Source organism: Lysobacter sp. 05T417 (assembly GCF_056396405.1).
Genome location: NZ_JBFTLK010000008.1, coordinates 232593 through 258762 on the forward strand (window position 1 = coordinate 232593; position 26170 = coordinate 258762).

General features: G+C 68.3%; 22 protein-coding genes. 5 read left to right on the plus strand and 17 right to left on the minus strand.

Annotated features, from left to right (window positions below):
* Positions 1-11: 11 nt before the first annotated feature.
* Together AC1DER_RS15865 and AC1DER_RS15870 are read right to left on the minus strand one after the other, a co-directional pair.
* Entirely contained in the window at positions 12-644 is a 633-nt protein-coding gene (locus AC1DER_RS15865; RefSeq protein ID WP_477244869.1) for a YkvA family protein, read from the minus strand.
* A gap of 180 nt (positions 645-824) precedes the next feature.
* Positions 825-1481, minus strand: coding sequence for a YkvA family protein (locus AC1DER_RS15870; protein ID WP_441817364.1), 657 nt, complete (start codon positions 1479-1481; stop codon positions 825-827).
* 141 nt (positions 1482-1622) lie between these two features.
* Here AC1DER_RS15870 and AC1DER_RS15875 point away from each other — a divergent pair, with 141 nt between their 5' ends.
* Positions 1623-4040: a tetratricopeptide repeat protein gene (locus AC1DER_RS15875; protein ID WP_477358150.1), complete on the plus strand. Its 2418-nt coding sequence runs from the start codon at positions 1623-1625 to the stop codon at positions 4038-4040.
* 53 nt (positions 4041-4093) lie between these two features.
* A complete protein-coding gene (locus AC1DER_RS15880) occupies positions 4094-4528 on the plus strand; it encodes a hypothetical protein (RefSeq protein ID WP_477244865.1) in 435 nt (144 codons plus the stop codon).
* Between the two features lie 120 nt (positions 4529-4648).
* Here the strand turns inward: AC1DER_RS15880 and AC1DER_RS15885 are convergent, their stop codons facing one another.
* From AC1DER_RS15885 to pyrH, 13 genes are all read right to left on the minus strand, one after another.
* Entirely contained in the window at positions 4649-5293 is a 645-nt protein-coding gene (locus AC1DER_RS15885) for a ribonuclease HII (protein ID WP_477244863.1), read from the minus strand.
* A complete protein-coding gene (lpxB, locus tag AC1DER_RS15890) occupies positions 5283-6494 on the minus strand; it encodes a lipid-A-disaccharide synthase (protein ID WP_477244861.1) in 1212 nt (403 codons plus the stop codon). The genes AC1DER_RS15885 and lpxB overlap by 11 nt, the downstream gene beginning before the upstream one ends.
* A gap of 11 nt (positions 6495-6505) precedes the next feature.
* Complete coding sequence (lpxA, locus tag AC1DER_RS15895; protein ID WP_441817359.1) at positions 6506-7309, minus strand: acyl-ACP--UDP-N-acetylglucosamine O-acyltransferase; 804 nt, start codon at positions 7307-7309, stop codon at positions 6506-6508.
* A 3-nt stretch (positions 7310-7312) separates the two neighbouring features.
* On the minus strand, positions 7313-7768 hold the full coding sequence (gene fabZ, locus AC1DER_RS15900; RefSeq protein WP_441817358.1) for a 3-hydroxyacyl-ACP dehydratase FabZ: 456 nt from the start codon (positions 7766-7768) through the stop codon (positions 7313-7315).
* Between the two features lie 165 nt (positions 7769-7933).
* Entirely contained in the window at positions 7934-8950 is a 1017-nt protein-coding gene (gene lpxD, locus AC1DER_RS15905) for a UDP-3-O-(3-hydroxymyristoyl)glucosamine N-acyltransferase (protein WP_477244858.1), read from the minus strand.
* Positions 8951-8973: 23 nt separating this feature from the next.
* Positions 8974-11484 (minus strand): outer membrane protein assembly factor BamA, encoded by a 2511-nt coding sequence (gene bamA, locus AC1DER_RS15910; RefSeq protein ID WP_477244856.1) that lies wholly within the window; start codon positions 11482-11484, stop codon positions 8974-8976.
* 74 nt (positions 11485-11558) lie between these two features.
* Positions 11559-12923: an RIP metalloprotease RseP gene (gene rseP / locus AC1DER_RS15915; RefSeq protein WP_477358153.1), complete on the minus strand. Its 1365-nt coding sequence runs from the start codon at positions 12921-12923 to the stop codon at positions 11559-11561.
* A complete protein-coding gene (locus tag AC1DER_RS15920; protein WP_477244852.1) occupies positions 12916-14139 on the minus strand; it encodes a 1-deoxy-D-xylulose-5-phosphate reductoisomerase in 1224 nt (407 codons plus the stop codon). The genes rseP and AC1DER_RS15920 overlap by 8 nt, the downstream gene beginning before the upstream one ends.
* 2 nt (positions 14140-14141) lie before the next feature.
* Entirely contained in the window at positions 14142-14993 is an 852-nt protein-coding gene (locus AC1DER_RS15925) for a phosphatidate cytidylyltransferase (protein WP_441817355.1), read from the minus strand.
* Positions 14990-15781: a polyprenyl diphosphate synthase gene (uppS, locus tag AC1DER_RS15930; RefSeq protein ID WP_477244850.1), complete on the minus strand. Its 792-nt coding sequence runs from the start codon at positions 15779-15781 to the stop codon at positions 14990-14992. Before uppS ends, AC1DER_RS15925 begins: the two co-directional genes overlap by 4 nt.
* A gap of 19 nt (positions 15782-15800) precedes the next feature.
* Positions 15801-16358, minus strand: a complete 558-nt coding sequence (gene frr / locus AC1DER_RS15935; RefSeq protein ID WP_441817353.1) for a ribosome recycling factor — start codon at positions 16356-16358, stop codon at positions 15801-15803.
* 154 nt (positions 16359-16512) lie between these two features.
* Positions 16513-17472, minus strand: coding sequence for a cation diffusion facilitator family transporter (locus AC1DER_RS15940; protein ID WP_477244847.1), 960 nt, complete (start codon positions 17470-17472; stop codon positions 16513-16515).
* Between the two features lie 111 nt (positions 17473-17583).
* Positions 17584-18309 carry a UMP kinase gene (gene pyrH, locus AC1DER_RS15945; RefSeq protein ID WP_441817351.1) on the minus strand — a complete coding sequence of 242 codons (726 nt, stop codon included), beginning with the start codon at positions 18307-18309 and terminating at the stop codon, positions 17584-17586.
* Between the two features lie 435 nt (positions 18310-18744).
* Between pyrH and AC1DER_RS15950 the strand changes: the two genes are divergently transcribed.
* From AC1DER_RS15950 to AC1DER_RS15960, 3 genes are all read left to right on the plus strand, one after another.
* Positions 18745-19320, plus strand: a complete 576-nt coding sequence (locus AC1DER_RS15950) for an RNA polymerase sigma factor (protein WP_477244845.1) — start codon at positions 18745-18747, stop codon at positions 19318-19320.
* A complete protein-coding gene (locus AC1DER_RS15955) occupies positions 19317-20327 on the plus strand; it encodes a FecR family protein (RefSeq protein WP_477244843.1) in 1011 nt (336 codons plus the stop codon). Before AC1DER_RS15950 ends, AC1DER_RS15955 begins: the two co-directional genes overlap by 4 nt.
* Before the next feature lie 94 nt (positions 20328-20421).
* Positions 20422-23271: a TonB-dependent receptor domain-containing protein gene (locus AC1DER_RS15960; protein WP_477244841.1), complete on the plus strand. Its 2850-nt coding sequence runs from the start codon at positions 20422-20424 to the stop codon at positions 23269-23271.
* 1034 nt (positions 23272-24305) lie between these two features.
* Here the strand turns inward: AC1DER_RS15960 and tsf are convergent.
* Positions 24306-25187, minus strand: a complete 882-nt coding sequence (gene tsf, locus AC1DER_RS15965) for a translation elongation factor Ts (protein WP_441817346.1) — start codon at positions 25185-25187, stop codon at positions 24306-24308.
* 150 nt (positions 25188-25337) lie between these two features.
* Complete coding sequence (gene rpsB / locus AC1DER_RS15970) at positions 25338-26162, minus strand: 30S ribosomal protein S2 (protein ID WP_241918905.1); 825 nt, start codon at positions 26160-26162, stop codon at positions 25338-25340.
* Between the last annotated feature and the right edge of the window lie 8 nt (positions 26163-26170).

Sequence of the window (26170 nt, forward strand, 5' to 3'; positions counted from 1 at the left end):
GCAGCTGGCCCTCAACTGACCCGGAACAGTTGCGCCGGCAGATTCCACGGCACGTAGTGCTGCTCGCGCACCCACAGCATGTGCTGCCACAGCGCCAGCTCGTCCAGGCGGTCGCGGACCCAGGCCGCGCGCTTGTCCGGCGCCGGGCCGCCCGGGTGCTCGATGCGGCAGTAGTCGCAGTAGTCGCGGTAGTCCTCGACATCGTCGGCAAAGGCCGGCCAGGCCAGTTCGATCAGCAGCACGTCGTCGAGCTGGCCGAGCACCGGCGTGCGGTCGGCGATGAGGTCGTCCTCGCGGTCGATGTAGGCCAGCATCTTGCCGATCCGCGCGCGCGTGGCCTCGTCGCTGTCCCAGTCCTCGTCGGCCAGCATCGTGCGCAGTTCGTGCACGCGCTGCAGGCGCGAGTCGATGACGTCGTGGGCATGCTCGGCCGGCAACTTCAGCAGCCATGCCGACAGCTGCTGCAGCCGGTCGGCGTTGACGCGCGCGGCATCGGCATGGATCTCGTGCAGCAACTGGTCGAACTGGGCGACCGCCGCTTCCGCCAGGGGCAGGTCGTCGGCGCTGCGTCGCGCCGCCATGCCGCTGTACATGTGGTCGAACGGCAAGGGTTCGGGAGTGGGCGTGGGATGGTGCAGGCGCATGACACACCTCGCATCCGGCCGGGTGGGCCTGGGGCTCGCGCTGGGCCGGCGATGTGCGAGCCGGGACCGTCATGATGCGCCCGCTTCCAGGTGATGTCGCCGGTCGATGGTGACCCTGGCCGATGACGCAGCGCGCTGAACGCGAGAGGCCGCCTTGCGGCGGCCTCTTCCGTTGCGCTCTCAATGCACCCGGAACATGGACACTGAACCGGGCAGGTAGCTGCTCTCGCGGATCTGGCGCTCGTGCTCGGCGTAGACAGCTTCTTCAAAGCGCGCCTGTTCCCAGTCCTGGCGGCTGAACTCGAAGCCGGCGACGTTGCAGCCGCGACGCTGGGCTTCCGTGCTGCGCAGGCGGACGTAGTCGAGGTAGTCCTCGACCTCGGCGACCAGGCGCGGCCATGCGGTGTCGACGACGATGGCATCGTCGAGGCGGCCGACCTTGGGCAGCCAGTCCGGAATCAGGTCGTCACGGCTGCGGGCGTAGTCGACGATCATCTGGGCGGCATCGGCCGAATCGTTGGCTGGCTGCCACTGCGGGTCGCCGACCATCTGCTCGACCGTGGCGATCCGGCGCAGGCGCTGGCGGATGCTCGGCGGCGAGAAGTCGTGGGTGCTGCGGTCGCACAATTCGCGCGCCGCGCTGGCCAGCTGGTCGACGTCCAGCGGAGTCTGGGTCCGGCCCAGGCGGGTGAGCAGGCCATTGAAACGGTCGACATCGGCGCTGCGCAGGTCGAAGCCATTGATGTTGTGGCGGCGGCCGGAACCCTGGAAGGGGGCCTCCAGGATCGACGGAAGGGAGGCGGACAGCGAGGTCGGGGCGGAATAAATGGCGTTCATGACGGTCTCCGTGGGGGGATGTGGCACCGTTCTTGCGGCGCCGGATCAGGTTCCTCCACCGGTCCCAATGAGTCATGATGGCCGTGCGTGCCTTTCCTCATCGTCCGCTCTGGTTGATGAGGGCGCCATGAGGTTTTGCCGATGAATCCGAACGGGATGGCAGGCCAGGGCGGGCTAACCACCGAAAGTTACCGATTCGACGACATCGTGGTCGACGCGACCGCGCATACCTTGTCGCGCGCGGGAACTCCCCAGACGGTCGAGCCGAAGGCGTTCGCCGTGCTGCTGATGCTGCTCCGGCGCGCCGGCGAGCTGGTCGGTCGCGACGAGTTGCTGGATCAGGTCTGGGGTCACCGCCATGTCACCCCCGGCGTGCTGACCCGGGTGATCGCCCAGCTCCGCCATGCCCTTGGCGATGATTCGCAGCGGCCCCGGTTCATCCAGACCCAGCACGCGCTTGGCTACCGGTTCATCGGTCAGCTCAGGGCCGGCCCCGCCGCCGAGCCTGAAGCCGCCGAGCCGCCGGTGCGGGACGAGCCGGAGACCGATCCGATGGAGGGCGTCGCCGCAGTCAGGCAGTCGGTCCCGCCGTCGCTGAATGTGGCGGCCAACGAGGCCGAGGCACCACCGTCGCCGGACGACGGTGACCGGCGCCTCGACGAGGAGACGGTTGCCCGGCTCGATCCGGCCCGGTTCGATCCGGCCCGATTGGATCCGGCCCGATTGGATCCGGCCCGATTGGATCCGGCCCGAGCCGATGCCGCCCATGCCGATGCCGCCGCCGCGCCTGCGGTGGCCGTGCCGATGATCGGGCCGCCGCTGACCGCCCCAACCGTGGCGCCGGCGCCATTCCGCATTCGACGCCGCGCGCTGACGCGGCGCCGGTGGTGGCTGGCCGCCGCGGCGCTGCTGGTCATCGCCGCCGGCGGCTACTGGTTTGGCCAGCGCGACCGCGCCGTGGGGCCCGTGGCCGAGGCCTCGATCGCCGTGCTGCCGTTCGCCAGCCTCAGCACCGACAGCCGCGACAGCTACTTTGCCGAGGGCCTGGGCGTGGAAATGCACGACGCGCTGGCCGGTGTACCGGGCCTGCGCGTGGTCGCCGCACCGGGCCGGGGCAAACAGCAGGTCGACATCAAGGCGCTCGGCGCCCAGCTCGGCGTGGCCACGCTGCTCGACGCCAGCGTCCGCCGCGAGGGCCACAGGGTGCGCATCAGCGCGCGCTTGTCCGATACGCGCACGGGTTTCACGTTGTGGGCACATAGCTACGATCGCGAGACCGGTGACGTGTTTGCCCTGCAGAGCGACATTGCCGACGAAGTGGTGCAGGCGCTGGTGGGCGTACTGCCCGGCGCCGGGCTGGACACGGCCCGGCAGGCGTTGGCACGGCGTTTGAAGCCGACCGGAAACATCGCCGCCTACGACGCCTATCTCAAGGGCCAGCAGCAGATCCGCGAGCGCGGCGGCAAGGCCAACCCGGACAGCGCGATCACCTATTTCCGCGGCGCCCTCGCCATCGACCCGGGTTTCGCCCGCGCCCAGGCCGGCATCTGTCGCGCCGAGATCGACCGCTTCGAGGGCGTGCGCGACTCGGCCGCGTTCGAACGCGCGCAATCGGCCTGCAAGCGTGCATCGGACATGGATCCGTCGCTGCGCGAGGTGAGCCTGGCGATGGGCGACCTGCACCGCGCGCGCGGCGAATCCGATGCCGCCGTCGAGCAGTACACCCATGCCCTGGAAGATCCGGTGCTGCGCGCGGAGGCCTACCTCGGTCTGGCCGGCGTGGCCAGCGCACAGGGGCGTGGCGATCTTGCCGCGGACTATTACGAGCGCGCACGCAAGCTGCGCCCGCGCGATCCCGGCGTGTTCCAGCAGCTGGGCTACCACCAGTACACCAGCGGCGACGTGCCGGCGGCGATCGAGTCGTACCGCACCGCAGTGACGCTGCAGCCCGACGACTCCGACCTGTGGAGCAGCCTGGGCGGCTTGTACCAGGCCAACGGCAATGCGGCCCAGGCCATCGCCTCGTACGAACGCTCGCTGGAGATCCGCCCCAACTATGCGGCGCTGAGCAACCTGGGTTCGGTGCGGTACGACACCGGCGCCTACGAAGAAGCCGCGGCGCTGTATCGCCACGCCGCCGAGCTCGACGGCAGCGACTTCCGCCTGTGGGGCAACCTCGGCGATGCGTTGTCGGCGTCGGCCGATACCGCGGCGCAGGCGCGCGAATCGTACTTGCGTGCCGCGCAGATGGCCGAACGCTACCTCAAGCTGAAGCCCGACGACGCGCAGGGATTCGCCCAGCTGTCGTGGTACCTGGCCAATCTCGGCGAAGGCGACAAGGCGCGCTCGATGCTGGCCAGGGCCGAGTCGATCGCGACCGAACGCGGCGAGGTCGCCTTCTGGGGCGCACAGACCCTGGCCGTGCTCGATGACCTGCCCGCAGCGCGCAAGCAGCTCGATTCGGCGCGCAGGGAGGGCATCCCCCAAGTACGGATCGCGGCCACGCCGGTATTGCGGCGCGTGGCGGCCAAGGACATGACGGCATCGCGCGCCCCTTGAGGGCGGTGATATCCATGCCCGTTCCCCCGCGGGCACAACCGAGGAGCAACACAATGAAAGCAATAACGCTAGCGGTGGCGGCCATGGCCGCCGCCGGATGCCTTGCCTTGACGGGTTGCAGCAAAAAGGCGATGGCCGGCCCGGTGGAATGCGGCAAGCAGACGTCGGCGACGCAGCCGGTCATGATCACCGTCAATCCCGGGCCGAGGGTGAGCCAGGACGAGTGCGTGGTACTGCCGCTCACCAAGCTCATCTGGATGAACGCCAAGGACAACAGCACGCAGTTCGAGCTGAAGTTCCGCACCGCCAATCCGGGTGGGCAGAACCAGCCCCTGAAGGTGCCATCGCAACTGCAGGGCGGCAGCTACACCGTCAACATCGACGCCACGCAACTGGCTCCCGGCGAACGCGAGCGCCGCTACGACTACGACATCGTGGTCGACGGTGCGCGCATGGATCCGGCGATCATCATCCGCAAGGCGAATTAGCGGGACGCCATCGGCGCGCGCGCAACGCGATCGTTGCGGCGAGGCCGGCAAGTGAGTCCAGGGCCCGCGGGATGCGGGCCTGTTTTTTTGCGAGGCGCGCGCGAGCTTGAGCGCGTGCAGTCAGGTCGGCGAAGCGCAGGCGGCCAGCGCCTCGCGTACCGGCGCGAAACTGCGGCGGTGTTGCGGGCAGGGCCCATGCCGCGTCAGCGCGGCCAGGTGTTCGGGCGTGCCATAGCCTTTGTGCTGATCGAAGCCGTAGTGCGGCCATTGCGCATGCAGCTGCTGCATGTGGCGATCGCGTGCGACCTTGGCCAGGATCGACGCGGCCATGATCGTCCTGTCGCGCGCATCGCCGCCGATCCAGGCCTCGGTGACGCACGGCAGCGAGCGTGGCAGCGCATTGCCATCGATGCGCGCGATGTCGGCAACGTGGCCGACCGCGAACAGTGCACGGCTCATGCCCGACATCGTCGCCTGGTAGATGTTGATGCGGTCGATCTCCTCGACCGTGACGAACTCGATGTGCCAGGCCAGTGCCCGCTCGACGATGCGGTCGAAGAGCACTGCCCGCCGCGTCGCCGTCAGCTGCTTGGAATCGTCCAGGCCGTTGACCGGCGCGCGCCCCGGCGCGAACACCACCGCCGCCACCACCACCGGGCCGGCCAGCGGCCCGCGTCCGGCTTCGTCGACGCCGGCGATGCGCGGCGGCGACGGATGGGTCCGCGCGCTCAGGTCGAGCGTTATCTGCGAGCCGTCATCGGCCATGGCCGGCCTCGATCAATTCCGACACCGCCTGCGCGGCGCTGGCCGATGCATCGCGGCGCAGTTGCAGGTGCAGCTCGCGGAAGCGCGGCTGCAGCGCGGCATTCGCCGCCGGATCGTGCAGCCACCTTGATACCGCGGCGGCGAGATTCTCCGGCGTGCAGTCGGCCTGCATCAGCTCCGGCACCACGCGCTCGCCGGCCAGCACGTTGGGCAGCGCGTAGTTGTCGACCTTGAGCATGCCCAGGCCCTTGACCAGCGCGTAGGTGCTGGCGGCGACCTTGTAGGCCACCACCATTGGCCGCTTGGCCAGCATCGCCTCGAGCGTCGCGGTGCCCGAGGCGAGCAGCACGACGTCGCTGGCGATCATCAACGTGCGCGCCTGGCCGCGAATGATGCGCAGGGCCAGGCTCAGGGCGATGCTGTCGGCATGGCCGGCCAGCACGCGCCCGAACGCCGCGCTGGCCTGCTCGTTGGCCATCGGCACCACGACCTGCAACTGCGGGTCCTGCTTCAGCAGCAACGCCGCCGCGGCGAGGAAGTCGGCGCCCAGGCGTTCGATCTCGCCAACGCGCGAACCCGGCAGCAAGGCCAGCAGCGGCCGCGACGGGTCGAGTCCCAGTTGGCGCCGGGCGCCGTCGCGGTCCGGATCGAGCGGCATCTCGTCAGCCAGCGGGTGGCCGACGAAACGTGCATCGACGCCATGGCGCGCGTAGATGGCCGGTTCCATCGGGAACAGGCACAGCACGCGGTCGGCGCTGCGTCCGATTTTTTCGGCGCGCTTTTCGCGCCATGCCCACACCGACGGGCTGACGTAGTGCACGGTGCGCATTCCGCGCTGGCGCAGCCACTTCTCCACGCCGAGATTGAAATCGGGCGCATCGATGCCGATGAACACGTCCGGTTGCCATTCGAGCAGCCGCTTGCGGAATTGACGACGAAGCCGCAGCAGGCGGGGCAGGTGGCGAAGCACTTCGGCCAGGCCCATCACCGCCAGTTCCGAGGCGTCGTGCCAGGCGTCCAGGCCGGCGTCACGCATCTGCTCGCCGCCGATGCCGGCGAATTCGGCATTGGGGTAGCGTTTGCGCAGCGCCTCAATCAGGCCAGCGCCAAGCAGGTCGCCGGACGCTTCGCCGGCGCACAGGGCGATGCGCGGGGCGATGCGCGGCGAGGCGGGGAGGGATGGCGTGGCGGGATGCGTCAAAGCCGGCTCGCTCAGCGCAGCAGCGGCCGCTCGCCGGCATCGACGAACTCCAGCACGGCGCGCACGTCGTCGCTGTCGCCGGCCAGTTCGACCAGCTTGCTGCGCGCCTCCTCGAGGGTGCCGCCGGACATGTACAAGGCGCGGTATGCGCGCTTGATCGCGCTGATGCGGCCGGCATCGAAGCCACGGCGCTTGAGGCCTTCGCTGTTGATGCCGCGCGGGCGGCCGTAGCCGTCCTGCGCCACCATCACGAACGGCGGGACGTCGCCATTGACCAGCGCGCCCATGCCGATGAACGCATGCGCGCCAATGCGGCAGAACTGATGGACGCCGGAGAAGCCGCTGAAGATGACGTGGTCGCCGACCTCGACGTGGCCGGCAAGGGTGGCATTGTTGGAGAACACGCAGTGATTGCCGACATTGCAGTCGTGCGCGACATGCGTGTAGGCGAGCAACCAGTTGTCGTTGCCGACACGGGTGACGCCGCCGCCGGTGCCGGTGCCGCGATTGACCGTGACGAATTCGCGGAACAGGTTGCGGTCGCCGATCACCAGTTCGACGCGCTCGCCCTGGTACTTCTTGTCCTGCGGCTCACCGCCGATCGCGCAATGGGCGATGAAGCGGTTGTCGCGACCGATGCGGGTCGGGCCCTGCACGCTGCAATGCGGGCCGAAGACCGTGTTCTCGCCCACCTCGACCTCGGCGCCGATGTAGCACAGCGCACCCACCTGCACGCCTGCCGCCAGGCGCGCACCGGGTTCGACCACGGCGCTGGCGTGGACCTTGGCGGAGGGGTGGATGTGCGCTTCGCCCATGGCTCAGGCCTTCGCTTCGGCGCAGACGATCTCCGCGCAGGCAACCTGCTCGCCGGCGACGCTGGCGATGCCGGTGTAGATCGCGACATTGCGGATGACGCGCTTGAGCGTCACGTCCAGGTCGAGGCGGTCGCCGGGCACCACCATCTTCGAGAACTTGGCGTTGTCGATCTTGACCAGGTAGAAGAGCCGGCCGTCGGCGGTGGTCTGGCTCGACAGCTGGGTCAGCACGCCGCCGGCCTGCGCCAGAGCCTCCACCACCAGCACGCCCGGCATCACCGGGTGGCCGGGGAAGTGGCCCTGGAAGAAGGGCTCGTTGTTGGTGACGTTCTTGTAGGCGAGCACGCGCTTGTGCGCTTCGAACTCGACCACGCGATCGACCAGCAGGAACGGGTAGCGATGCGGCAGCAGCGTCTTGATGGTGTTGACGTCGAGCGGGAGTTGCACGGTGTGGCTCATCAGGGTTCCTTTCGGCCGGTCCGACGCAGTGGACTGCGGGCGCACGGCAGGGGTAACAGCATTGCAGTAATCGGGAGCGATTCTAGGTGCGCGGATGGACGCACCGGTGAAGGGCGTCCGGAAAGACACGGGGGCTGCAGCCAGGCAACCACCCATTGCGCCGGTTCAGTCCTCGCGCCGGCCCGGCAGTCGCCGCGCGATGGCGTCGAGCTGCTTGAAGCGCGCGGCATTCTTGCGCCAGCTGCGATTGTCCATCAAGGGCGTGCCGGAGGAATACTCCCCGGGCTCGCGGATCGAGCTGGTGACCAGGCTCATGGCGGTAATGACGACCTTGTCGCAGACCTCCAGGTGGCCCAGCACCCCGGCGCCACCGCCGATCAGGCAATAGCGGCCGATGCGGGCGCTGCCGGCGGCCGCCGAACACCCGGCCATGGCCGAGTGGGCGCCGATGAAAACGTTGTGGCCGATCTGGATCTGGTTGTCGAGGCGGACGTCCTCCTCGAGCACGGTGTCCTCGATCGCGCCGCGGTCGATGCAGGTATTGGCGCCGATCTCGCAGTCGTCGCCGATGACCACGCCGCCCAGCTGCGGCACGTTCAGCCAGCGCCCGGCCTCCATCGCCAGGCCAAAGCCGGCGGCGCCGATCACGGCGCCCGGATGGATGACGACGCGACAACCGAGCCGGACGCGGGTGACCAGGGTGACGCGCGCGATCAGTTCGCTGCCGGCGCCAACGACGCAATCGTCGCCGATGACACAACCGGCGCCGACGATTGCGCCTGCCTCGATGCGGCTGCGCGCGCCGATGCTGACGAACGGGCCGATATGGGCCTGCGGGTCGACGCTGGCGCTGGCATCGATGGCGGTCGACGGGTGCACGCCCGGCTCGCGCAGCGGCCTGGGCTCGAACAGCGCCGACATCTTCGCGAAAGCGGCGTAGGGGTCGCGGGCGAGCAGCGCGGTGCCGGCGTATCCGCTGGCGTCGTCCTCGCGCATCACCACCACGCCCGCCTGGCTTTCGGCCAGCTGGCTGCGGTACCGGGGGTTGGCCAGGAACGCCAGTTGCCGCGATCCCGCCTTGGCCAGCGTGCCGACGCCCTCGACGCTGACCGCGCCGTCGCCCTGCAGTTGCAGGGCGAAGCGCTGCGCCAGTTCGGCTGCGCTGAAAGACGGGCTGTGCATCCTCGGCACCCGCTATTGGTTGTTTAGAACGAGCCGCCGAAGGTGAACTGCAGGCGCTCGATCTCGTCGCCCTTTTCGATCACCGTGCCGCTTGCGTTCTTCACGTCATCCTGCTTCTTCAACGGGAACGCATAGCTGATCGAGATCGGACCCATCGGCGAGCGCCACATCAGCGCGATACCGGTCGAAGCGCGCAACTCACCCGCGTCGAAGGTGTCGAAGTCCTTGTACACGTTGCCGAAGTCGACGAACGCCGAGACGCGCGCGGCCGGCGTGTCGAGCAGGGTCGGGAAGTACATTTCCAGCGAGCCGACGGTCTTGAACGCGCCACCGATCGGCTGGGTGAAGGTGGGGTTGAACTGCGGCGCATCACGCGGGCCGAGCGTGTTGTCGGTGAAGCCACGGACCGAGCGCACGCCACCAGCATAGAAGTTCTCGAAGAACGGCAGGCCGTCGGCGGTGATCTCGCGGATGTAGTCGCCGTCGCCCGGCACACAGGTGGTGTTGCCCGGCGTGCGGCACAGGCTGCGGGTGGTGGCATCACCGTAGCTGTCGCCGTAGCCAAGCTCGGCGCGCGTATTGAGCACCAGGTGGCGGTTGAGCGGCCAGAACTTGGAGATGTTGTAGTTGATCTTGTAGTACTCGACCGTCGACCCGGGCAGGGTCGTTTCCAGCCAGACGCGCTGCTGCATGCCGCGGGTCGGGGTCAGGAAGCTGTCGAGCGAGTTGCGGCCCCAGCCGATTTCCGCGCGCCAGGCGTGGAAGGTGTTCTGGTTGAGCGCGTTGACGTAGTCGACGATGCTCTGCGGCGTCGAACCCGGGAACACCAGGATTTCGTTGGTGTCGATGCCCAGCATCGCCGTGACCGTGTCGGTCTCGGTGATCGGCAGCCCGAACACGGCCTGGGCGGCGCCGGAGTTGGTCGAGTACTGCGCGGTGTTGAAGTCGGAGTAGTCGAGTTCACGCCACCACAGGTTGTAGCCCAGCGACAGGCCACTGTCGGTGAAGTACGGGTTGCGGAACGAGAAGTCGTAGCGCTGCATGTAGTCGTTGCGCTGCGCCTGCACCGACACCTGGTTGCCGCTGCCCAGGAAGTTGCTCTGCGACAGCTGCACCTGCGCGGTCAGGCCCGACAGCTGCGAGAAGCCCAGGCCGAACACGAAGCTGCCCGACGTGGTTTCCTTGAGGTTGTAGACGACGTCGACTTCGTCGTTGCTGCCCGGGACCGGCACGGTCTCGACGTCGACGGTCTCGAAATAGCCCAGCTGCTGAAGGCGGATCTTGGAGCGGTCGATTGCCGCCTGCGAGTACCAGGAGCCTTCGAACTGGCGCATCTCGCGACGGATCACTTCGTCGCTGGTGCGGCTGTTGCCCTTGAAGGCGATGCGGCGCACGTTCACGCGCGGGCCCGGCACGACCTGCATGTTGATGCCGACGGTCTTGTTTTCGCGATTGACGTCCGGGATCGGGTTGACCTGGGCGAACGCGTAGCCGACGTTGCTGAGCGTGGCGATGATCGAGTCGGAACTGATCTCGAGCAGGCGACGCGAGAAGATCTGCTCGGGCTTGACCAGCACCAGGCGCTCGATCTGCTCCTTGGGCAGGATGGTGTCGCCGGTGACCTGCACGCTGGCCACCTTGTACTGCTCACCCTCGGTGACGCCGGCGGTGAGGAACATGTCCTGGCGGTCCGGGCTGATCGAGACCTGCGTGGAGTCGACGGCGAAGTCGACGTAGCCGCGGTCGAGGTACCAGGCGTTGAGCTTTTCCAGGTCGCCCGACAGCTTCTCGCGCGAGTACTGATCGTCGCGCTTGTACCAGCTGAGCCAGTTGTGCTCGCGCGATTCCCACTGCTCCAGGATCGGCTTGTCTTCGAACTTCTCGTTGCCGATCAGGTTGACGTGGCGGATCTTGGCCGCCTTGCCTTCCTTGACGTTGATGGTGACATCGACGCGGTTGCGGTCCAGGCGCGAGACGCTCGGATTGATCTCGACGTTGTACTTGCCGCGGTTGTTGTACTGGCGGGTCAGCTCCTGGGTGACGCGGTCCAGGGCGAGGCGGTCGAAGGTGTCGCCTTCCGACAGCCCCGCTTCCTTCAGGCCCTTGAGCAGGTCCTCGGACTTGATGTCCTTGTTGCCGCTGAGCGTGAGCTTGTTGATCGCCGGGCGTTCGGTGACGGTGACGACCAGGATCGTGCCCTGGCGGCCGACGTTGACGTCCTCGAAGAAGCCGGTCTTGTAGAGCGCGCGGATGGCGTCGCCTGCGCGCGAGGAGTCGATCGTGTCGCCACGCTCGACCGGCAGGTAGGTGAACACCGTACCTGCGGAAATGCGCTGCAGGCCGTCGATGCGGATGTCGCTGACGGTGAAGGTGCCGATCGACGGGGCCGCGGCCTGGCCAGCCTGGCCGGCCTGGTCTGGTGCACCCGACAGAGCGAACGGATCCACCGACTGCGCCAGCGCGGGCAGGGCTGTGGAATTCAGCGCCGCGACGAGGGCGAGGGCAAGCAGGCGGCGGTTAGGGGTTCGCGTCATTAGTACGTCCGGAAGAGGGTCTTGGAGGCCCGGAGCCGGGCGTCGGGTCGAGTAAACAGGGAGCGTCGCCGGCATCAGTGCACCAGGTTGTTCACGATGTCGTTGAAGAACGCCAGGCCCATCAGACCGGCGATCAGTGCCAGGCCGACGTACTGCCCGGCCGCCATAGCGCGTTCGCTGACTGGGCTGCCCTTGACCAGCTCGATAAGGTAATACAGCAGGTGACCGCCGTCCAAGATCGGGATCGGCAGCAGGTTCAGGATGCCCAGGCTGAGCGAGAGCATCGCCAGCATCGACAGGTACCAGGCGGCGCCATGGTGGGCGTAGTAATTGGCGGCCCGGGCGATGGTGATCGGCCCGGCGACGGTGTTCTGCACCGAGACGCGGCCGCTGAAGGCGCGGCCGATCATGGCGAACAGCTCATTGGCCTGATGCGCGCTCTCGCGGATCGCGGCCGGGACGGCGTCGATCGGGCCGTAGCGCAGAATGGCGTCCTTGGCCGCTTCCTGCGGACGGGCCGACTGCAGGCCCAGGCCCCAGTAGGCCTGGCCGGTCTGCGGGTGCTTCATGCGCGCCGGCTTGATCTCCAGCGCCAGGCGCTCGCCCTTGCGCTCGACCTCGACCATGCCGATGCCGCCGCGGTCGCCGAGCTTCTGCACGAGCGGGCCGATGTCGTCCCAGGAATTGACCGGGTCGCCATCGATGGCCGTGATGCGGTCGCCTTCGTTCAACACGCCCCAGGCCGGCTGGTCGGTCACCACGCGCCCGATCAGCGCCGGCACCAGTTCGTGGCGCGGCGTCAGGCCGATCGCCTCGACGGCGCGACGCTCGTCGAACTGCGGGGGCAGGCGCGACAGCGGCAGCTGGCGGGTGACCTCGTCGCCGCTGGCGGTGCGCACGCGCAGGCGCACATCGCTGTGATCGAGTGCGGCCGGAATCAGCGCCAGCTGCGCTTCGCTCCAGGTCGGGGTGTCGCGGTCGCCGACGGCCAGCAGGGTGTCGCCGGTGTGCAGCCCGGCGCTGGCGGCGATGCCCTGCGCCTGTCCCACCACCGGTGCGTAATCCGGCCGGCCGATCACGAACATCGCCCAGAACAGCCCGACGCAGAGCAGCAGGTTGGCGAGCGGGCCGGCTATCACAATGGCGATGCGCTTGAACACCGACTGGCGATTGAAGGCCTGGTCGAGCTCGCTGTCGGCAACGTCGCCTTCGCGCTCGTCGAGCATCTTGACGTAGCCGCCGAGCGGAATCGCGGCGACCACATACTCGGTGCCGTCCTTGCCGCGGCGCGACCACAGCGCCTTGCCGAAGCCGATCGAGAAGCGCAGGACCTTGACGCCGCAGCGGCGCGCAACCCAGTAGTGCCCGAACTCGTGGAACGTGACGAGCACGCCGAGGCTGACGAGCAACCACCAGATCGAGCCGATGAACTCACTCATGATGTCGGGGGCTCTGCGTGGAGACGTGGAGACGTGGATCGGGAGAGGCGCCAACTGCCTGCCCGGCATGACGCCGTGCCTGGGCATCGGCCTCGCGCAGGGCCGCCAGCGATGTCGCCGGGGTGGAAGGAAGCGCGGCCAGGGTGTCCTCGACCAGCGCCGGTATCGCTAGGAAACCGATCCGGCGCTGAAGAAATGCTGAAACGGCGATTTCGTTGGCGGCATTGAGCACAGCCGGGGCGGTGCCGCCGGCCGCCAGGGCCTCGAACGCCAGGCGCAGGCACGGGAACGCCTGCAGGTCCGGCGGCTCGAAATCGAGGCGGCCGTGGGCCAGCAGGTCGAGTCCGCCGACGCCCGACTCCATCCGCTCCGGCCAGCCGAAGCCGACCGCCAGCGCGGTGCGCATGTCCGGCAGGCCAAGCTGGGCGAGGGTGGAGCCGTCGACGAACTCGACCAGCGAGTGCACCAGGCTCTGCGGGTGCACCAGCACCTGGATGCGGTCGCCATCGACGCCGAACAGGTGGTGCGCCTCGATGACCTCCAGGCCCTTGTTCATCAGCGTGGCCGAGTCGACCGAGATCTTCGGCCCCATCGACCACTTGGGATGGGCGACGGCCTGTTCCGGCGTCACCTGGGTCAGTTCGGCGCGCGTGCGGCCGCGGAACGGCCCGCCCGAAGCGGTCAGCAGGATGCGCCTGAGGCCCTGGTGCGCATGCGCATCGGGCAGGCACTGGAAGATCGCGTTGTGTTCGCTGTCGACCGGCACGATGGTCGCGCCACCGGCCTGCGCGGCCTGCATCAGCAGTTCGCCCGCCAGTACCAGCGATTCCTTGTTGGCCAGCAGGATGCGCTTGCCGGCCCTGGCCGCGGCCAGTGTCGAAGGCAGTCCGGCGGCGCCGACGATCGCCGCGACGACGGTGTCGCAGGCGTCGCCCGACACCAGCGCGTCGAGTGCGGCATCGCCGCAATGCGGTTGCGTGCGCAGGCCCGCCTCGCGCAGCCCATCGGCCAGCGCCTGCAGGCCGTTGGCATCGGCGATCACGGCGTGGTCGGGCCGGTGGCGGCGGCACAGTTCGACCAGCGCGGCGACATTGCTGCCGGCGGCCAGGACACTGGCGCGCAGCCGCTGCGGATGGCGTGCGATCACGTCCAGCGCCGAGGCGCCGATCGAACCGGTGGCACCAAGGACGGCAACGCTGCGGGTACTGACGGACATGCTCAGAAGCCCAGCAAGGCCTTGCCCAGCGCGAATACCGGCAGGGCGGCCAGGACGCCGTCGAGGCGGTCGAGGATGCCGCCATGGCCCGGGATCAGGTTGCCCGAGTCCTTTACCCCGGCATGGCGCTTGAGCAGGCTCTCGAACAGGTCGCCGACCACGGAGAAGAGCACCGCGACCAGCGCGACCAGCGCAACGGCTGGCAGCTGCGTCACTTTCGCACCAGCAAACAGGGCAAAGGCGACGCCGACGATGACGCCGGCCACCACGCCGCCGAGCAGGCCCTCGAGGGTCTTGTTCGGGCTGATCCGGGGCGCCAGCTTGCGCCCGCCGAACAGGCGGCCGCCGAAGGTGCGGCCGGCAAAGTAGGCGCCGGTATCGGCGGCCCAGACGATCGCCAGCGCGGTCAGCAGCCAGCGGTGGCCGTTGGGCGCGGTCGAATGGATCCAGGCCAGTGCGCACCAGGCCGGTATCATGCTCAGCGCACCTGCGGCGAGCTTGAACACGCGCGCATGGGTGTCATGGTCGCTGGCGAACTCGTACCGGCCCAGCCAGAACAGCGCCAGCAGCCACCAGATCACGCCGATCATGATCGCCACCTGGAACAGCGCCATCGTGTAGCCGTCGCTGGAGCGCGAGGCCCATACCAGCGCCACCATCACCGCAAGGTGGGCCACCAGCAGCACGGTTCGCGCCAGCGTGTCCTCGATTTCGGCCAGGTCGAACCACTCCCACAGGCCGGCCAGGAACAGCACCGCGGCCAGGGCCACCATCCACGGCGTGGGCAGCAGCAGGATCGCGGCGATCGCGAGCGGCGCCATCACCAGGGCGGCGAGCAGGCGGGTTCGGGTCATTCGGAGGTCTCTTTGGTGGCGGGCCGGACTGGCGCCGGCTCCGGCGACGGCGCGACCTGGGCGCCGGTCAGGCCGAAGCGGCGCTGGCGGCCGGCGTAGTCGTCCATGGCGCGCTGCAGTGTCGCCGCATCCAATTCAGGCCACAACAGGTCGGTGAACCACAATTCGGTATAGGCCAGCTGCCACAACAGGAAATTGCTGACGCGCGTCTCGCCGCCGGTGCGGATGAACAGGTCGGGAGGCGGCAGCTCGGCCAGGCAGGTGCGGGCGCCGAGGGCGTACTCGTCGATGTCCTCGGGCGCCAACCGGCCGGCGGCGACGTCCTGGGCCAGCGAGCGCGCCGCCTGGGCGATGTCCCAGCGGCCGCCGTAGCTTGCGGCGATGGTCAGGTGCAGGCGGGTGTTGGCGCGGGTGCGGTCTTCGGCCGAGGCCATCTGCTTGCCGATCGCTTCGGCGAAGCGTTCGCGCTCACCGATGAAGCGCACGCGCACGCCGCGGCGGTCGAGTTCGTCGACCTCGCGCTCGAGCGCGCCAAGGAACAATTTCATCAGCGCGCCGACTTCCTCTTCCGGCCGGCCCCAGTTCTCGCTGGAGAAGGCGAACAGGGTCAGCGCCTCGATGCCCTGTTGCAGGCAGAAGTCGATGCAGACGTTGACCGCGCGCGCGCCGGCACGGTGGCCGATGACGCGCGGGCGGCGTCGGCGCTCGGCCCAGCGCCCGTTGCCGTCCATGATGACGGCCAGGTGGCGCGGAACGCGTGCGGCGGCGATGGCAGGTTCTGAAGACATGGCGGGACGGGTAGACCCGTCAAACCGCCATAAGTTCTTGCTCCTTGGCCTTGACCACTTCATCGACGTCCTTGATCGCGGCGTCGGTGATCTTCTGGATCTCGATCTCGGAGCGGCTGACGTCGTCTTCGGTGATCTGCTTTTCCTTCAGCAGTTCCTTGACCTGGTGGTTGGCATCGCGGCGGATGTTGCGGATCGCGACCTTGGCGTCCTCGCTCTCGGAGTGGACGAGCTTGGACAGTTCCTTGCGGCGCTCCTCGGTGAGGGCAGGCAGGTTGAGGCGGATCACGGTGCCGGCGGTGTTCGGGGTCAGGCCGAGGTCGGAGGCGAGGATCGCCTTCTCGACCGGGCCGACCATCTGCTTTTCCCACGGCGTGATGAGGAGCGAACGCGCGTCGGAGACCTGGACGGAGGCGACCTGCGACAGCGGCATGTCGGAACCGTAGTAATTGACCTTCAGGTGGTCGACCAGCGCGGTGGAGGCGCGGCCGGTGCGGATCTTGATCAGGGTGTGGCGAAATGCTTCGACGCTCTTGGCCATGCGGTTCTGGGCATCTTTCTTGATCTCGTTGAGCATCGCCGGCTCCGTTCCATTAGCGGTAATCGCGGGATTATAGCCAGCCGGGGCCGCCCCAGCGACCTGAGGCAGTCCGCGGGGCCGGCAGGAGCCGGTGGGAGGGTTCCGCGCTGATGGCGCTGGCCGCAGCAGGCCGCAGCAGGCCGAAGCAGGCCTAGTGGCCGTGACTGTGCTCGTGCTGGTCTTCGTGCCCGTGCCCATGCTCGTGCGCACCCCCGTGCGGCGCGCGATCGTGGCGATCGTGCTCGCAGGCCCGGCCCAGCTCGACCTGCAGAGTGGGGTGGTTGATGCCGAAGCGGTGATCGAGCTCGTGGTTCAGCCTGTCGATGAACTCGTCATGGTCGCCCTGGTCGGGGCGCACCAGGTGCGCGGTCATGGCGATCTCGCCCGCGCCCAGCGACCAGATATGCAGATGGTGGACGGCCTGCACGCCGGCCTGCGACGACAGGAAGGCCTGCACCTGGCTGCGGTCGATGCTCGCCGGCACCGCGTCCATGGCGGCGTTGAAGGCATCGCGCAGCAGGCCGAATGCGCCGATCGCCACCACCGCGCCGATCAGTACGGCAATCGCCGGGTCCAGCCACTCCCAGCCCAGCCACCACATGCCGGCGCCGGCGAGCACGGCCGCCAGCGATACCGCGGCATCGGCGATCAGGTGCAGGAACGCGCCGCGGCGGTTGAGGTCGTGCTCATGGCCGTCGCGAACCAGCCAGGCCGCGCCGAGATTGACCGCGATGCCCAGCACCGCCACCAGCATCACCGGCAGGGCCGGGATGTCCGGCGGTGAATTGAATCGCCGCACCGCCTCCCAGGCCAGTGCCCCGGAGAACGCCACCAGCAGCAGCGCATTGGCCAGCGGCGAGAGCAGGGTGGCGCGGCGCCATCCATAGGTGTGGCGATCGGTCGGCGCGCGCTTGGCCAGCACCGCCGCGCCCCAGGCCAGGCCCAGGCCGAGCACGTCACCGAGGTTGTGCAGGGCATCGGACAGCAGCGCCAGCGAGTTGGTGGCGAAACCGTAGCCGGCCTCGATCGCGGTGTAGGCGAGATTGATCAGCGTGACCGCGGCAAATGCGCGGGTCGCGTTGGCGGCGTGGTTGTGATGTCCGTGTCCCATGCGGGCATGGTGGCACGAGGGTGCGGGCGGACTCTATTACAAGGGCGCCGAAGCGCCCCTCATCCGCCCTTCGGGCACCTTCTCCCGTATCGGGAGAAGGGAACCTCAGGGTCAGGCGTTGCGGCCCTGCACCAGCGTGCCGATGTGTTCGCCGTGCAGGATCTTCAGCAGCGTGCCCGGCTGGCCCATGTCGAAGATGCGCAGCGGCAGGTCGCTGTCGCGGCACAGGGCGAAGGCGGCGGTGTCCATCACCTGCAGGTTGCGGGCGATCACCTCGTCGTAGGTGAGCTTGTCGTAGCGCACCGCGTCGGCGTGCTTCTTCGGATCCTTGTCGTAGACACCGTCGACCTTGGTCGCCTTCAGCAGCAGGTCGGCGCCGATCTCGATCGCGCGCAGCGCCGCGCCGGAGTCGGTGGTGAAGAACGGGTTGCCGGTGCCGGCGGCGAAGATCGCCAGGCGGCCCTTCTCCATGTGGCGGATGGCGCGGCGGCGGATGTAGTCCTCGCACACGTCGTTGATCTTGATCGCGCTCATCACCCGGCACTTGGCGCCGAGCTTCTCCAGCGCGTCCTGCATCGCCAGGGCGTTGATGACGGTGGCGAGCATGCCCATCTGGTCGCCGGTGACCCGGTCCATGCCGCCGGCAGCCAGGCCGGCGCCGCGGAAGATGTTGCCGCCGCCAATGACCAGCGCGACCTCGGCCCCGGCTTGCTGGGCCTCGATCACCTCGCGCGCCAGGCGGCTGATCATCTTCGGGTCGATGCCGTAGTCCTCGTCCCCCATCAACGCCTCGCCAGACAGTTTGAGCAGGACACGGCGATAGGCGAGCTGGGACATGGCGACCTCGTTGGGATGGGCAAACAGCGGAATTGTACGGGATCGGCGGCGACTGGCCCCATGAGGGCGCGGCGGGCGTGGCGGCCGCAGCAACCGGCATTGCGTCGCGGCCGCTTCGTGACCGCGGTCGGGAACTGAACGAATGCCGCGACGCCGGGTGGGGTGGGGTCGCGGCCGCTGCGTTGTGGAGGCATGGGACAGCCCGTGCCGACGCCAGCGACTCCAGACAACAGCGCAGCCGCGTCGCCGCGGACCATGCCTGTCCGCTGGTACGCGTGCTACAAAGTGCGCGGCCGCAGTCGATCCTACCGCGCCGGAGCCAGCCCTTCCCGCCATGCGCACGAACACCCGCTCGTCCTCCGCCGCACACCTGGATCGCTGCCGCCCTGGCCGCGTGCGGTGCATGGCAGAGTGAATGTCGCGATGATCGAGGCGATGGCGCCAACCCTTCCGCGAGACGAAGAACCGGTCGCCGCTGCGGCAAGCGCCGACGGCGACGGCTTCGACCGTTTCCTGCGCGAGCACCAGGCGGCGCTGATCGCGTTCCTGGCGCGGCGCGCGGGCGACGAGGACGCCAAGGACATCGCCCAGGAGGCGATGGTGCGGTTGATGCGCTATCGCGCCCAGCCGGCCGACCAGTTGCGCCCGCTGATGTACCGCATCGCCCTCAATGTCCTCAACGATCGCGGCCGCCGCGACTCGACGCGGCAGGCGTCGGCGCATGTCAGCCTCGACCAGGACTTCCTCGGGCTGGCCTCGGCCGAGCCCAGCCATGACCAGCGCATCGCCAACGAACAGGAACTGGCGCTGGTGCGCGCGGCGATCCTGCAGCTGCCCGAACGCTGCCGCCAGGTCTACCTGCTCAATCGGATCGACGGAATGAGTTACAGCCAGATCGCAAGCCACTGCGGGATATCGGTGAAGGCCGTGGAAAAACACATCGGCAAGGCGCTGGGACTGCTGCGGCTGAAGCTGAAGAACAGCGGCATCAGCCGCGAGGGCCAGGCATGAATACCGGGGCGCTCGGGCACGACACCGGTGTAAGCCAGGCCGAAGCCTGGCTGGCGCGGCTGATGTCGCCCGAATGCGAGCCGGACGAGCGCGCTGCGTTCGAGGACTGGCTGGCGCAGTCGCCAGGCAACATCGCCGCCTACCTCCAGGCCGAGCGGATCCACGCCCTCGCCGCCGCACTGGCCTCGGACGACCTGCTGCGTGCAGCAACCCATGCGGCGCGGCGCACGCCTTCGCCTGCGGCAAGCCCATGGCGGCCGTGGCTGCCGGTTGCCGCTGCCGCGGCGCTGGTCGCTGCCGTGGCCACTGCCTATCTGTGGCCGCGTCCGGTCGAGCAGGCAGTGGTGAAGCAGTTCGTGACCGCGCGCGGCCAACCGCGTGAGTTCACCCTCGTCGACGGCACCGTGCTGCGCCTGGATACGGGAACCGATGTCGTCACGCGATTCGACGGCCGCCAGCGCCTGGTCGAACTGCAACGCGGACGTGCCCAGTTCGTGGTGGCCGCCGATCCAGCGCGTCCGTTCCTGGTCACGGCCGGCGCGGGCACCGTTCGCGATATCGGCACCACCTTCCAGGTCAGCCGCATCGATGGCCGCGTCAATGTCGGCCTGCTCGAAGGCCGCGTCGATGTGTCGGTCGGTAGCGGTTCGGCGGTGCGTCGCAGCGAACTGGCGCCGGGCGAACAGCTGACCATCGATGGCAACGGCGCCATTGGCGCCAGGCAGCCGCTCGACCTGGTCGCGGCGCACGCGTGGCCACAGGGCGACCTGGTGTTCCGCCAACGCCGGCTCGACGAGTTGCTGGCCGAGATGAACCGCTATTCGCCGGTGCGGATCCGGCTGCAGGACCCGGCGTTGGGCGCGCTGGAGGTCAGCGGCGTTTTCCATGCCGGCGACCAGGAAGCACTGGCCGCCGCACTCGAGCGCGGCTGGTCGTTGCAGGCCCGGCACCAGGATGCGGGTGGCCAGGGTGTTGACGAGATCGTGCTCTCGCGTCAAGCCCAGTAGTTGTTCAATGGGGCAACCAGTCCCGCCCGGGCGCATTGCCACCCCCGCCGGGCTCCCGTAAGGTTCGTCCCAGCTCAGCCCGTTCAACGGACGAATGGCCAGGTCGTTCCGCTTCACCCTTGCCATCGTCGGCGCTCTCTCATGGGGCTGCATGGCGGCTGTCAGTTCCGCGGCAGAAGGCGCGGCAAAGAGTGCGGCCGCGCCGGTGCGCGTGGTCATCCCGGCCGGAGATCTGGACCGTGCCCTGCAGGCACTGGCCACGCAGGGACGGGTGCAGATCCTCTACGCGCCCGGGCTGGTCGAAGGACGCCAGGCGTCCGGCCTGCAAGCGCGGTTGCCGGCCGCGGAAGCGCTGGCGATATTGCTGCGCGGGTCGGGCCTGCGCGCCGTCCCGGTCAACGCCAACACCTTCCTGATCGAAGCCGAAACAGGCTCGACGGCCATTGCGCCGGCCTCGGCACCTGCGCGCGGCGACGGGCCAACCGAACTGGCCACGGTGCAGGTCACCGGCACGCACATCCCCAGATCGAGCATTGAAGCGGTCACTTCGGTTCCGCTGACCCGGATCAGCCGCGCCCAGATCGAGGCGAGCGGCTACCAGACACTGTTCGAGCTGCTCAGCTACCAGCCCGGCATGGTCAGTCACCATCCGGTCGACGTCGCCACCGACGGCGGTTTCCAGTCGCAGCAGCCGTTCGCGGCGGCAGCCACCACCAGTCTCTACGGCCTGGGCCCGCGCGCCACGTTGTTCCTGCTCGATGGCCGGCGCATGGCCAACTACGGCCTCGCATCGGCCGACCTGGGCGGGCTGACCGATCTCAACGGGATCCCGTTGAGCATGGTCGAGCGCATCGAGATCATCCGCGGTGGCGCGTCGGCGATCTACGGCGCCGACGCGATGGCCGGCGTGGTCAACATCATCCTCAAGAAGGGCCAGACCGGCGGCGAAGTGGTCGGGCGTTACGGCCTGTCCGAGCGTGGCGATGCCGAACAACGGCGGTTCTCCTTCAACTACGGCCACGTCCGCGATGACGGCGGCAGCTGGTCGATCGGTGCCGATTACCTGCATCGCGATGCGCTGCTCGGCGAGGACCGCGCCTGGCGCAGCGCCGACCTGCGGCGCTTGGGGCTGGGCGACCAGCGCGTGCCGCTGGCCTACTTCAGCACGCAGGGCCTCGAGCATTGGGCGTGCCCGGACCAGATCCGTGACGCGGCGGGCGAGTGTTACCTCGACAAGCCCCGCTACGTCACGCTGCAGCCCGAACTGGAAAGCACCGCGGTCTACGGCTACCTGCTCCAACCGGTTGGCGACACCGTCAACCTGACCGCATCCATGCGCCTGAGCCAGGTGCAGCAGCGCCTGCAGGGCGCGCCGTTCCACGCCGCGGTCTTCCTGCCCTTCGGTCATCCGGACGACTGGTTCCAGGGCAATGCCACGGTCCTGAACTACGCGTTCTTCGACATCGGTCCGGTGCGCAGTCGCAGCACCGCGCGCAGCAGCGACCTCACCGTGGGGCTGGATGGCTATCGCGGGGAGTGGCAGTGGCGGGTCGACCTGGCGCACCACCAGAACAACGTCGAGAACCTGATCGACGGACTGGTGAGCAACAGCGCCACGGAACGCGCGATCAACGACGAGAGTTACCGCTTCAACGGCGTCGGCAACCCGCAGGCGCTGCTGGCCGAGCTGTCGCCACGGGTGCAGGTGGAAGGGCAAGCGCAGTTCGACCAGCTGGCCTTCAGCACCAACGGCGCGTGGTTCTCGTTGCCCGGAGGCCAATCGCAGGCCGCGTTCGGGCTGGAATGGAATCGCGACGGACTGCGCAACCGTCCCGACGCGCTGATGCTCGCCGGCGACATCGCCCTGGGCGCGCAGAAGATCGATATCGACGAACACCGCAACAGCTCGGCGGTCTATGCCGAGCTGAGCATGCCCATTGCGACCTGGCTCAATGCCGACCTGGCATGGCGGGTCGACCACCGCCAGGGCTACGGCAGCAAGTCATCGCCCATGCTCGGCGTCAAATGGATGGTGTCGAAATCGCTGACCCTTCGCGGCACCGCCGCCACCGGCTATCGCGCGCCGACCCTGTTCGAACTGCGCCGGCCCACCGTTGCCGACTCGCTCGACGTGGTGGAGATGAGCGACGCCCTGGCGCCCTGCCAGCTGCCGGTTCCGGCCGATGACGGCACCATCTTCTGCATCGTGTCGCTGGGCGCGGTGGAGAATCCGGACCTGCAGCCGGAGACATCGCGCAGCTACATCCTCGGCGCGGTGTGGGCGCCGACGACCAACTTCGACGTCAGCCTGGACCGGTTCCGCATCCTGCGCCGCAACGAAATCCTGAGCACCAGTGCCTTGGCCAACCCGACGCTCTACCCGGATGCGCTGGTGCGCGACGAGCAGGGCGGCCTGTATGCCATCAATGACTACTTCACCAATGTCGGCCGTACCGAAGTGGATGGCTGGGAACTGCAGTCCGAATACCGGATCGACATCGAGCGGTACGGCCGTTTCAGGCTGCGCCTGGCAGCCAGCTACCTCGACAGCCTCGTGCGCCAGGCCAATGCTGCCAGTCCGGAACTCGACTACGCAGGCCACGGCGCGCCGCAGCGCTCGGTGCTGGCCGGTGCCGAATGGAGCATCGGCGACTGGATCACCGCGCTGAACCTGCACGAGCTGGGCCCGTCGGATGTGGCCGCGCCGGGCCAGCCGTGCCCCCTGCGCAACGCCAGCGCCCGCAAGTGCACCACCCCGGCCTGGACCACGGCCGACCTCTACCTGGCCTATGTCGGGCTGGTCGGCTGGCGGTTGTCGCTGAACATCAACAACCTGACCGACCATCAGCCGGTCAACTACGACCCCGACAAGCTCGGCTACGACATCGCCTACGACGACCCGCGCGGGCGCTATTACCTGGTCAGCGCCGCGTACCGGTTCTAGGCCGTCGCCGGTCGCCGCAGTGCGACTGCCGTCGCGTTTCAGCGCGGGCGCGGGAAAAAATCCTTCCTGCGGGGTAGGGGGGTGGACCGGCTGCTGCGTTACTGGCCATGAACCTTCCGGAAGGAAGGCTCACGCGCCACGGATGGCGCACCTATTCGTATCGCGATTGTCCGCGCTGCCCCGCGGGCTGTACGAGTGGCAAAGGCTTCCGGACGAAGCATCACGCGCCACGGATGGCGCACTTCAATCGCATCGACCGGGCCCCGCGATCCAGCTCCCCCGCGGATCGCGACCGGCATGCACGCAGGCTTCGGGATGAAGCATGGGGCGCCAAGGATGGCGCCATTTTTCGACGGTGTTGACCATTCGTCCGTCGCGGCTACTTTAGGACGCTTCTCATACACAGCCGTCAGCGGCGGTGGTCAGATGGGGCGTCCGCGTTTATCCAGTTCTGGCGGACACGCAGCACGCCATCAAGTACGCCATCAAGAGGGGCCTCCACCAGACTTCCGCTGTCACGCGAAGCCCGCGTGTCGCAATGGCGCAGCCTTGCCTCAACGAACAACTTTGCGCGCCAGGAAGGTGCGTAGCCGGGTGGGTTTCCACGGACCCACCGCGGTAAATGCCGGGGGCCTCCCCCCTGCGTCCGGTATGTCTGGGGAAGTCGACGGATCGGCTTCTCCAGACCCCTTGGGCTGCTCTCTCAGTGGAAGCCCCTGGCAATGGAGACTGCAACTTTGGCGCACTCTCTCGTCGGGTGCCGCCCGCACCCTGATCAAGATCGCAGCGCTACGACCGGACGTAGTGCACGAAGCCATTGGCGGCGGCGACACCGGAGTCAAGGCAAAGCCGGCCATGCCCCGCAGCGGCAGTGCTGCGGTCGTCAAGAAAAGCGGGGCCATCCACGCCAAGGCCGCCCCGGGTGCCAAGGCTGCCACTCTGCGTCAGGCCAAACCCGCAGTTGATACAAACAAAAAGGCCGCGATCGCTCGCGGCCTTTCTGCTTGCTGCCTGCGCCAGAAGCGCCGTCAGGCTTACGCCAGGCCGGCCTGCTTCATCACTTCGGCGGCGTAGTCCTCGACCACCTTCTCGATGCCTTCGCCAACGGCCAGGCGCTGCATCGTGACGACGTCGGCGCCGGCGGCCTTGAGCACCTGCTCGACAGTCTGGTCGGTGTTGAGCACGTACGGCTGGCCGTACAGGGTGACCTCGTTGACGATCTTGGCGATCTTGCCGCTGATGATCTTCTCGAGGATCTCGGCCGGCTTGGCCTTGTCCTTGTCGGACATCTTGGCCAGCTCGATTTCCTTTTCCTTGGCCACGAACTCGGCCGGGACGTCGGACGCCTTGATGTGCGGCGGGTTCATTGCGGCAACGTGCATCGCGATGCCGCGGGCCAGTTCGGCGTCGCCGCCCTTGACCTCGACCAGCACGCCGATGCGGCCGCCGTGGACGTACGCGGCAACGTTGTTGGTGCTGTCGACGCGGGCCAGGCGACGGACCTGCACGTTCTCGCCAACCTTGGAGATGACGGCGGCGCGGGTTTCTTCGACCGTCTCGCCGCCGTCGACCTTGGCCGACTTCAGCGCTTCGGCGTCGGCGGCGTCGGAGGCCAGGGCGGCCTTGGCGACGGCTTCGGTGAAGCCCAGGAAGTTGTCATCCTTGGCGACGAAGTCGGTCTCGGAGTTGATCTCGACCAGCACGGCCTTGCCGCCGTCCTGGGCGACCGCGATGCGGCCTTCGGCGGCGATGCGGCCGGCCTTCTTGTCGGCCTTGGCCAGACCCGACTTGCGCAGCCACTCGGCCGCGGTGTCGATGTCGCCGTTGTTCTCGACGAGTGCCTTCTTGCACTCCATCATGCCGGCGCCGGTGCGCTCGCGCAGTTCCTTGACGAGGGAAGCGGTGATTTCAGCCATGGGGATTACCTCGGAATTCGTTGGATGTGCGGATCGCGCCAAATCTCGCGCCGGCCATGGCTGGCCGATGCGTGGCGCGTCCGCGAAACAATGTCGGTACGACCGGTGCGATGCGACCGCGCATGATCGCGCGGCCGCATGACGCGGGTCTTACTCGGCGGCGTCGGCCTTCTTGGCCGGTGCCTTCTTGGCCGGGGCGCGGCCACGCGGGGCCTTGCGCTCGGCGCCGTTCTCTTCGCCTTCGGCGGCGGCTTCGGCGAAGTCTTCCTCGCGCACGCCAGCCGGCGTCGGCGCAGCGGCCTTGCCTTCCAGCACGGCGTCGGCGGCGGCACGGGCGTACAGCTGCACGGCGCGGATGGCGTCGTCGTTACCCGGGATGGCGTAGTCGACCAGGGCCGGATCGTAGTTGGTGTCGACGACGGCGATGACCGGGATGCCGAGCTTCTTGGCTTCCTTGATCGCGATGTCTTCGTGGCCGATGTCGATCACGAACAGCGCGTCGGGCAGGCGGTTCATTTCCTTGATGCCGCCCAGCGAGGCTTCCAGCTTGTCGCGCTCGCGGCGCAGGCCCAGCACTTCGTGCTTGACCAGCTTCTGGAAGGTGCCGTCGGTCTCAGCCGCTTCCAGCTCCTTCAGGCGCTGCACCGACTGCTTGACGGTGCGGAAGTTGGTCAGCGTGCCGCCCAGCCAACGCTGGGTCATGTACGGCATGTTGCAACGCTCGGCTTCTTCCTTGATCGACTCGCGCGCGCTGCGCTTGGTGCCGATGAACAGGATCATGCCGCGCTTCTGCGCGATACCCGAGATGAAGTTCATCGCGTCATTGAAGAGCGGAACGGTCTTCTCGAGGTTGATGATGTGGATCTTGCCGCGGGCGCCGAAGATGTACGGACCCATCTTCGGGTTCCAGTAACGGGTCTGGTGACCGAAATGGACGCCGGCTTCCAGCATCTGGCGCATGGTGATCTGGGGCATTGCTTAAC

Excerpts from the sequence above, each read along its gene's own strand:
- AC1DER_RS15865 (WP_477244869.1), bottom strand. The coding sequence starts at position 644 with ATGCGCCTGCACCATCCCACGCCCACTCCCGAACCCTTGCCGTTCGAC.
- AC1DER_RS15870 (WP_441817364.1), bottom strand. The coding sequence starts at position 1,481 with ATGAACGCCATTTATTCCGCCCCGACCTCGCTGTCCGCCTCCCTTCCG.
- AC1DER_RS15875 (WP_477358150.1), top strand. The coding sequence starts at position 1,623 with ATGAATCCGAACGGGATGGCAGGCCAGGGCGGGCTAACCACCGAAAGT.
- AC1DER_RS15880 (WP_477244865.1), top strand. The coding sequence starts at position 4,094 with ATGAAAGCAATAACGCTAGCGGTGGCGGCCATGGCCGCCGCCGGATGC.
- AC1DER_RS15885 (WP_477244863.1), bottom strand. The coding sequence starts at position 5,293 with ATGGCCGATGACGGCTCGCAGATAACGCTCGACCTGAGCGCGCGGACC.
- lpxA (WP_441817359.1), bottom strand. The coding sequence starts at position 7,309 with ATGGGCGAAGCGCACATCCACCCCTCCGCCAAGGTCCACGCCAGCGCC.
- fabZ (WP_441817358.1), bottom strand. The coding sequence starts at position 7,768 with ATGAGCCACACCGTGCAACTCCCGCTCGACGTCAACACCATCAAGACG.
- lpxD (WP_477244858.1), bottom strand. The coding sequence starts at position 8,950 with ATGCACAGCCCGTCTTTCAGCGCAGCCGAACTGGCGCAGCGCTTCGCC.
- bamA (WP_477244856.1), bottom strand. The coding sequence starts at position 11,484 with ATGACGCGAACCCCTAACCGCCGCCTGCTTGCCCTCGCCCTCGTCGCG.
- rseP (WP_477358153.1), bottom strand. The coding sequence starts at position 12,923 with ATGAGTGAGTTCATCGGCTCGATCTGGTGGTTGCTCGTCAGCCTCGGC.
- AC1DER_RS15920 (WP_477244852.1), bottom strand. The coding sequence starts at position 14,139 with ATGTCCGTCAGTACCCGCAGCGTTGCCGTCCTTGGTGCCACCGGTTCG.
- AC1DER_RS15925 (WP_441817355.1), bottom strand. The coding sequence starts at position 14,993 with ATGACCCGAACCCGCCTGCTCGCCGCCCTGGTGATGGCGCCGCTCGCG.
- uppS (WP_477244850.1), bottom strand. The coding sequence starts at position 15,781 with ATGTCTTCAGAACCTGCCATCGCCGCCGCACGCGTTCCGCGCCACCTG.
- frr (WP_441817353.1), bottom strand. The coding sequence starts at position 16,358 with ATGCTCAACGAGATCAAGAAAGATGCCCAGAACCGCATGGCCAAGAGC.
- AC1DER_RS15940 (WP_477244847.1), bottom strand. The coding sequence starts at position 17,472 with ATGGGACACGGACATCACAACCACGCCGCCAACGCGACCCGCGCATTT.
- pyrH (WP_441817351.1), bottom strand. The coding sequence starts at position 18,309 with ATGTCCCAGCTCGCCTATCGCCGTGTCCTGCTCAAACTGTCTGGCGAG.
- AC1DER_RS15950 (WP_477244845.1), top strand. The coding sequence starts at position 18,745 with ATGGCGCCAACCCTTCCGCGAGACGAAGAACCGGTCGCCGCTGCGGCA.
- AC1DER_RS15955 (WP_477244843.1), top strand. The coding sequence starts at position 19,317 with ATGAATACCGGGGCGCTCGGGCACGACACCGGTGTAAGCCAGGCCGAA.
- AC1DER_RS15960 (WP_477244841.1), top strand. The coding sequence starts at position 20,422 with ATGGCCAGGTCGTTCCGCTTCACCCTTGCCATCGTCGGCGCTCTCTCA.
- tsf (WP_441817346.1), bottom strand. The coding sequence starts at position 25,187 with ATGGCTGAAATCACCGCTTCCCTCGTCAAGGAACTGCGCGAGCGCACC.
- rpsB (WP_241918905.1), bottom strand. The coding sequence starts at position 26,162 with ATGCCCCAGATCACCATGCGCCAGATGCTGGAAGCCGGCGTCCATTTC.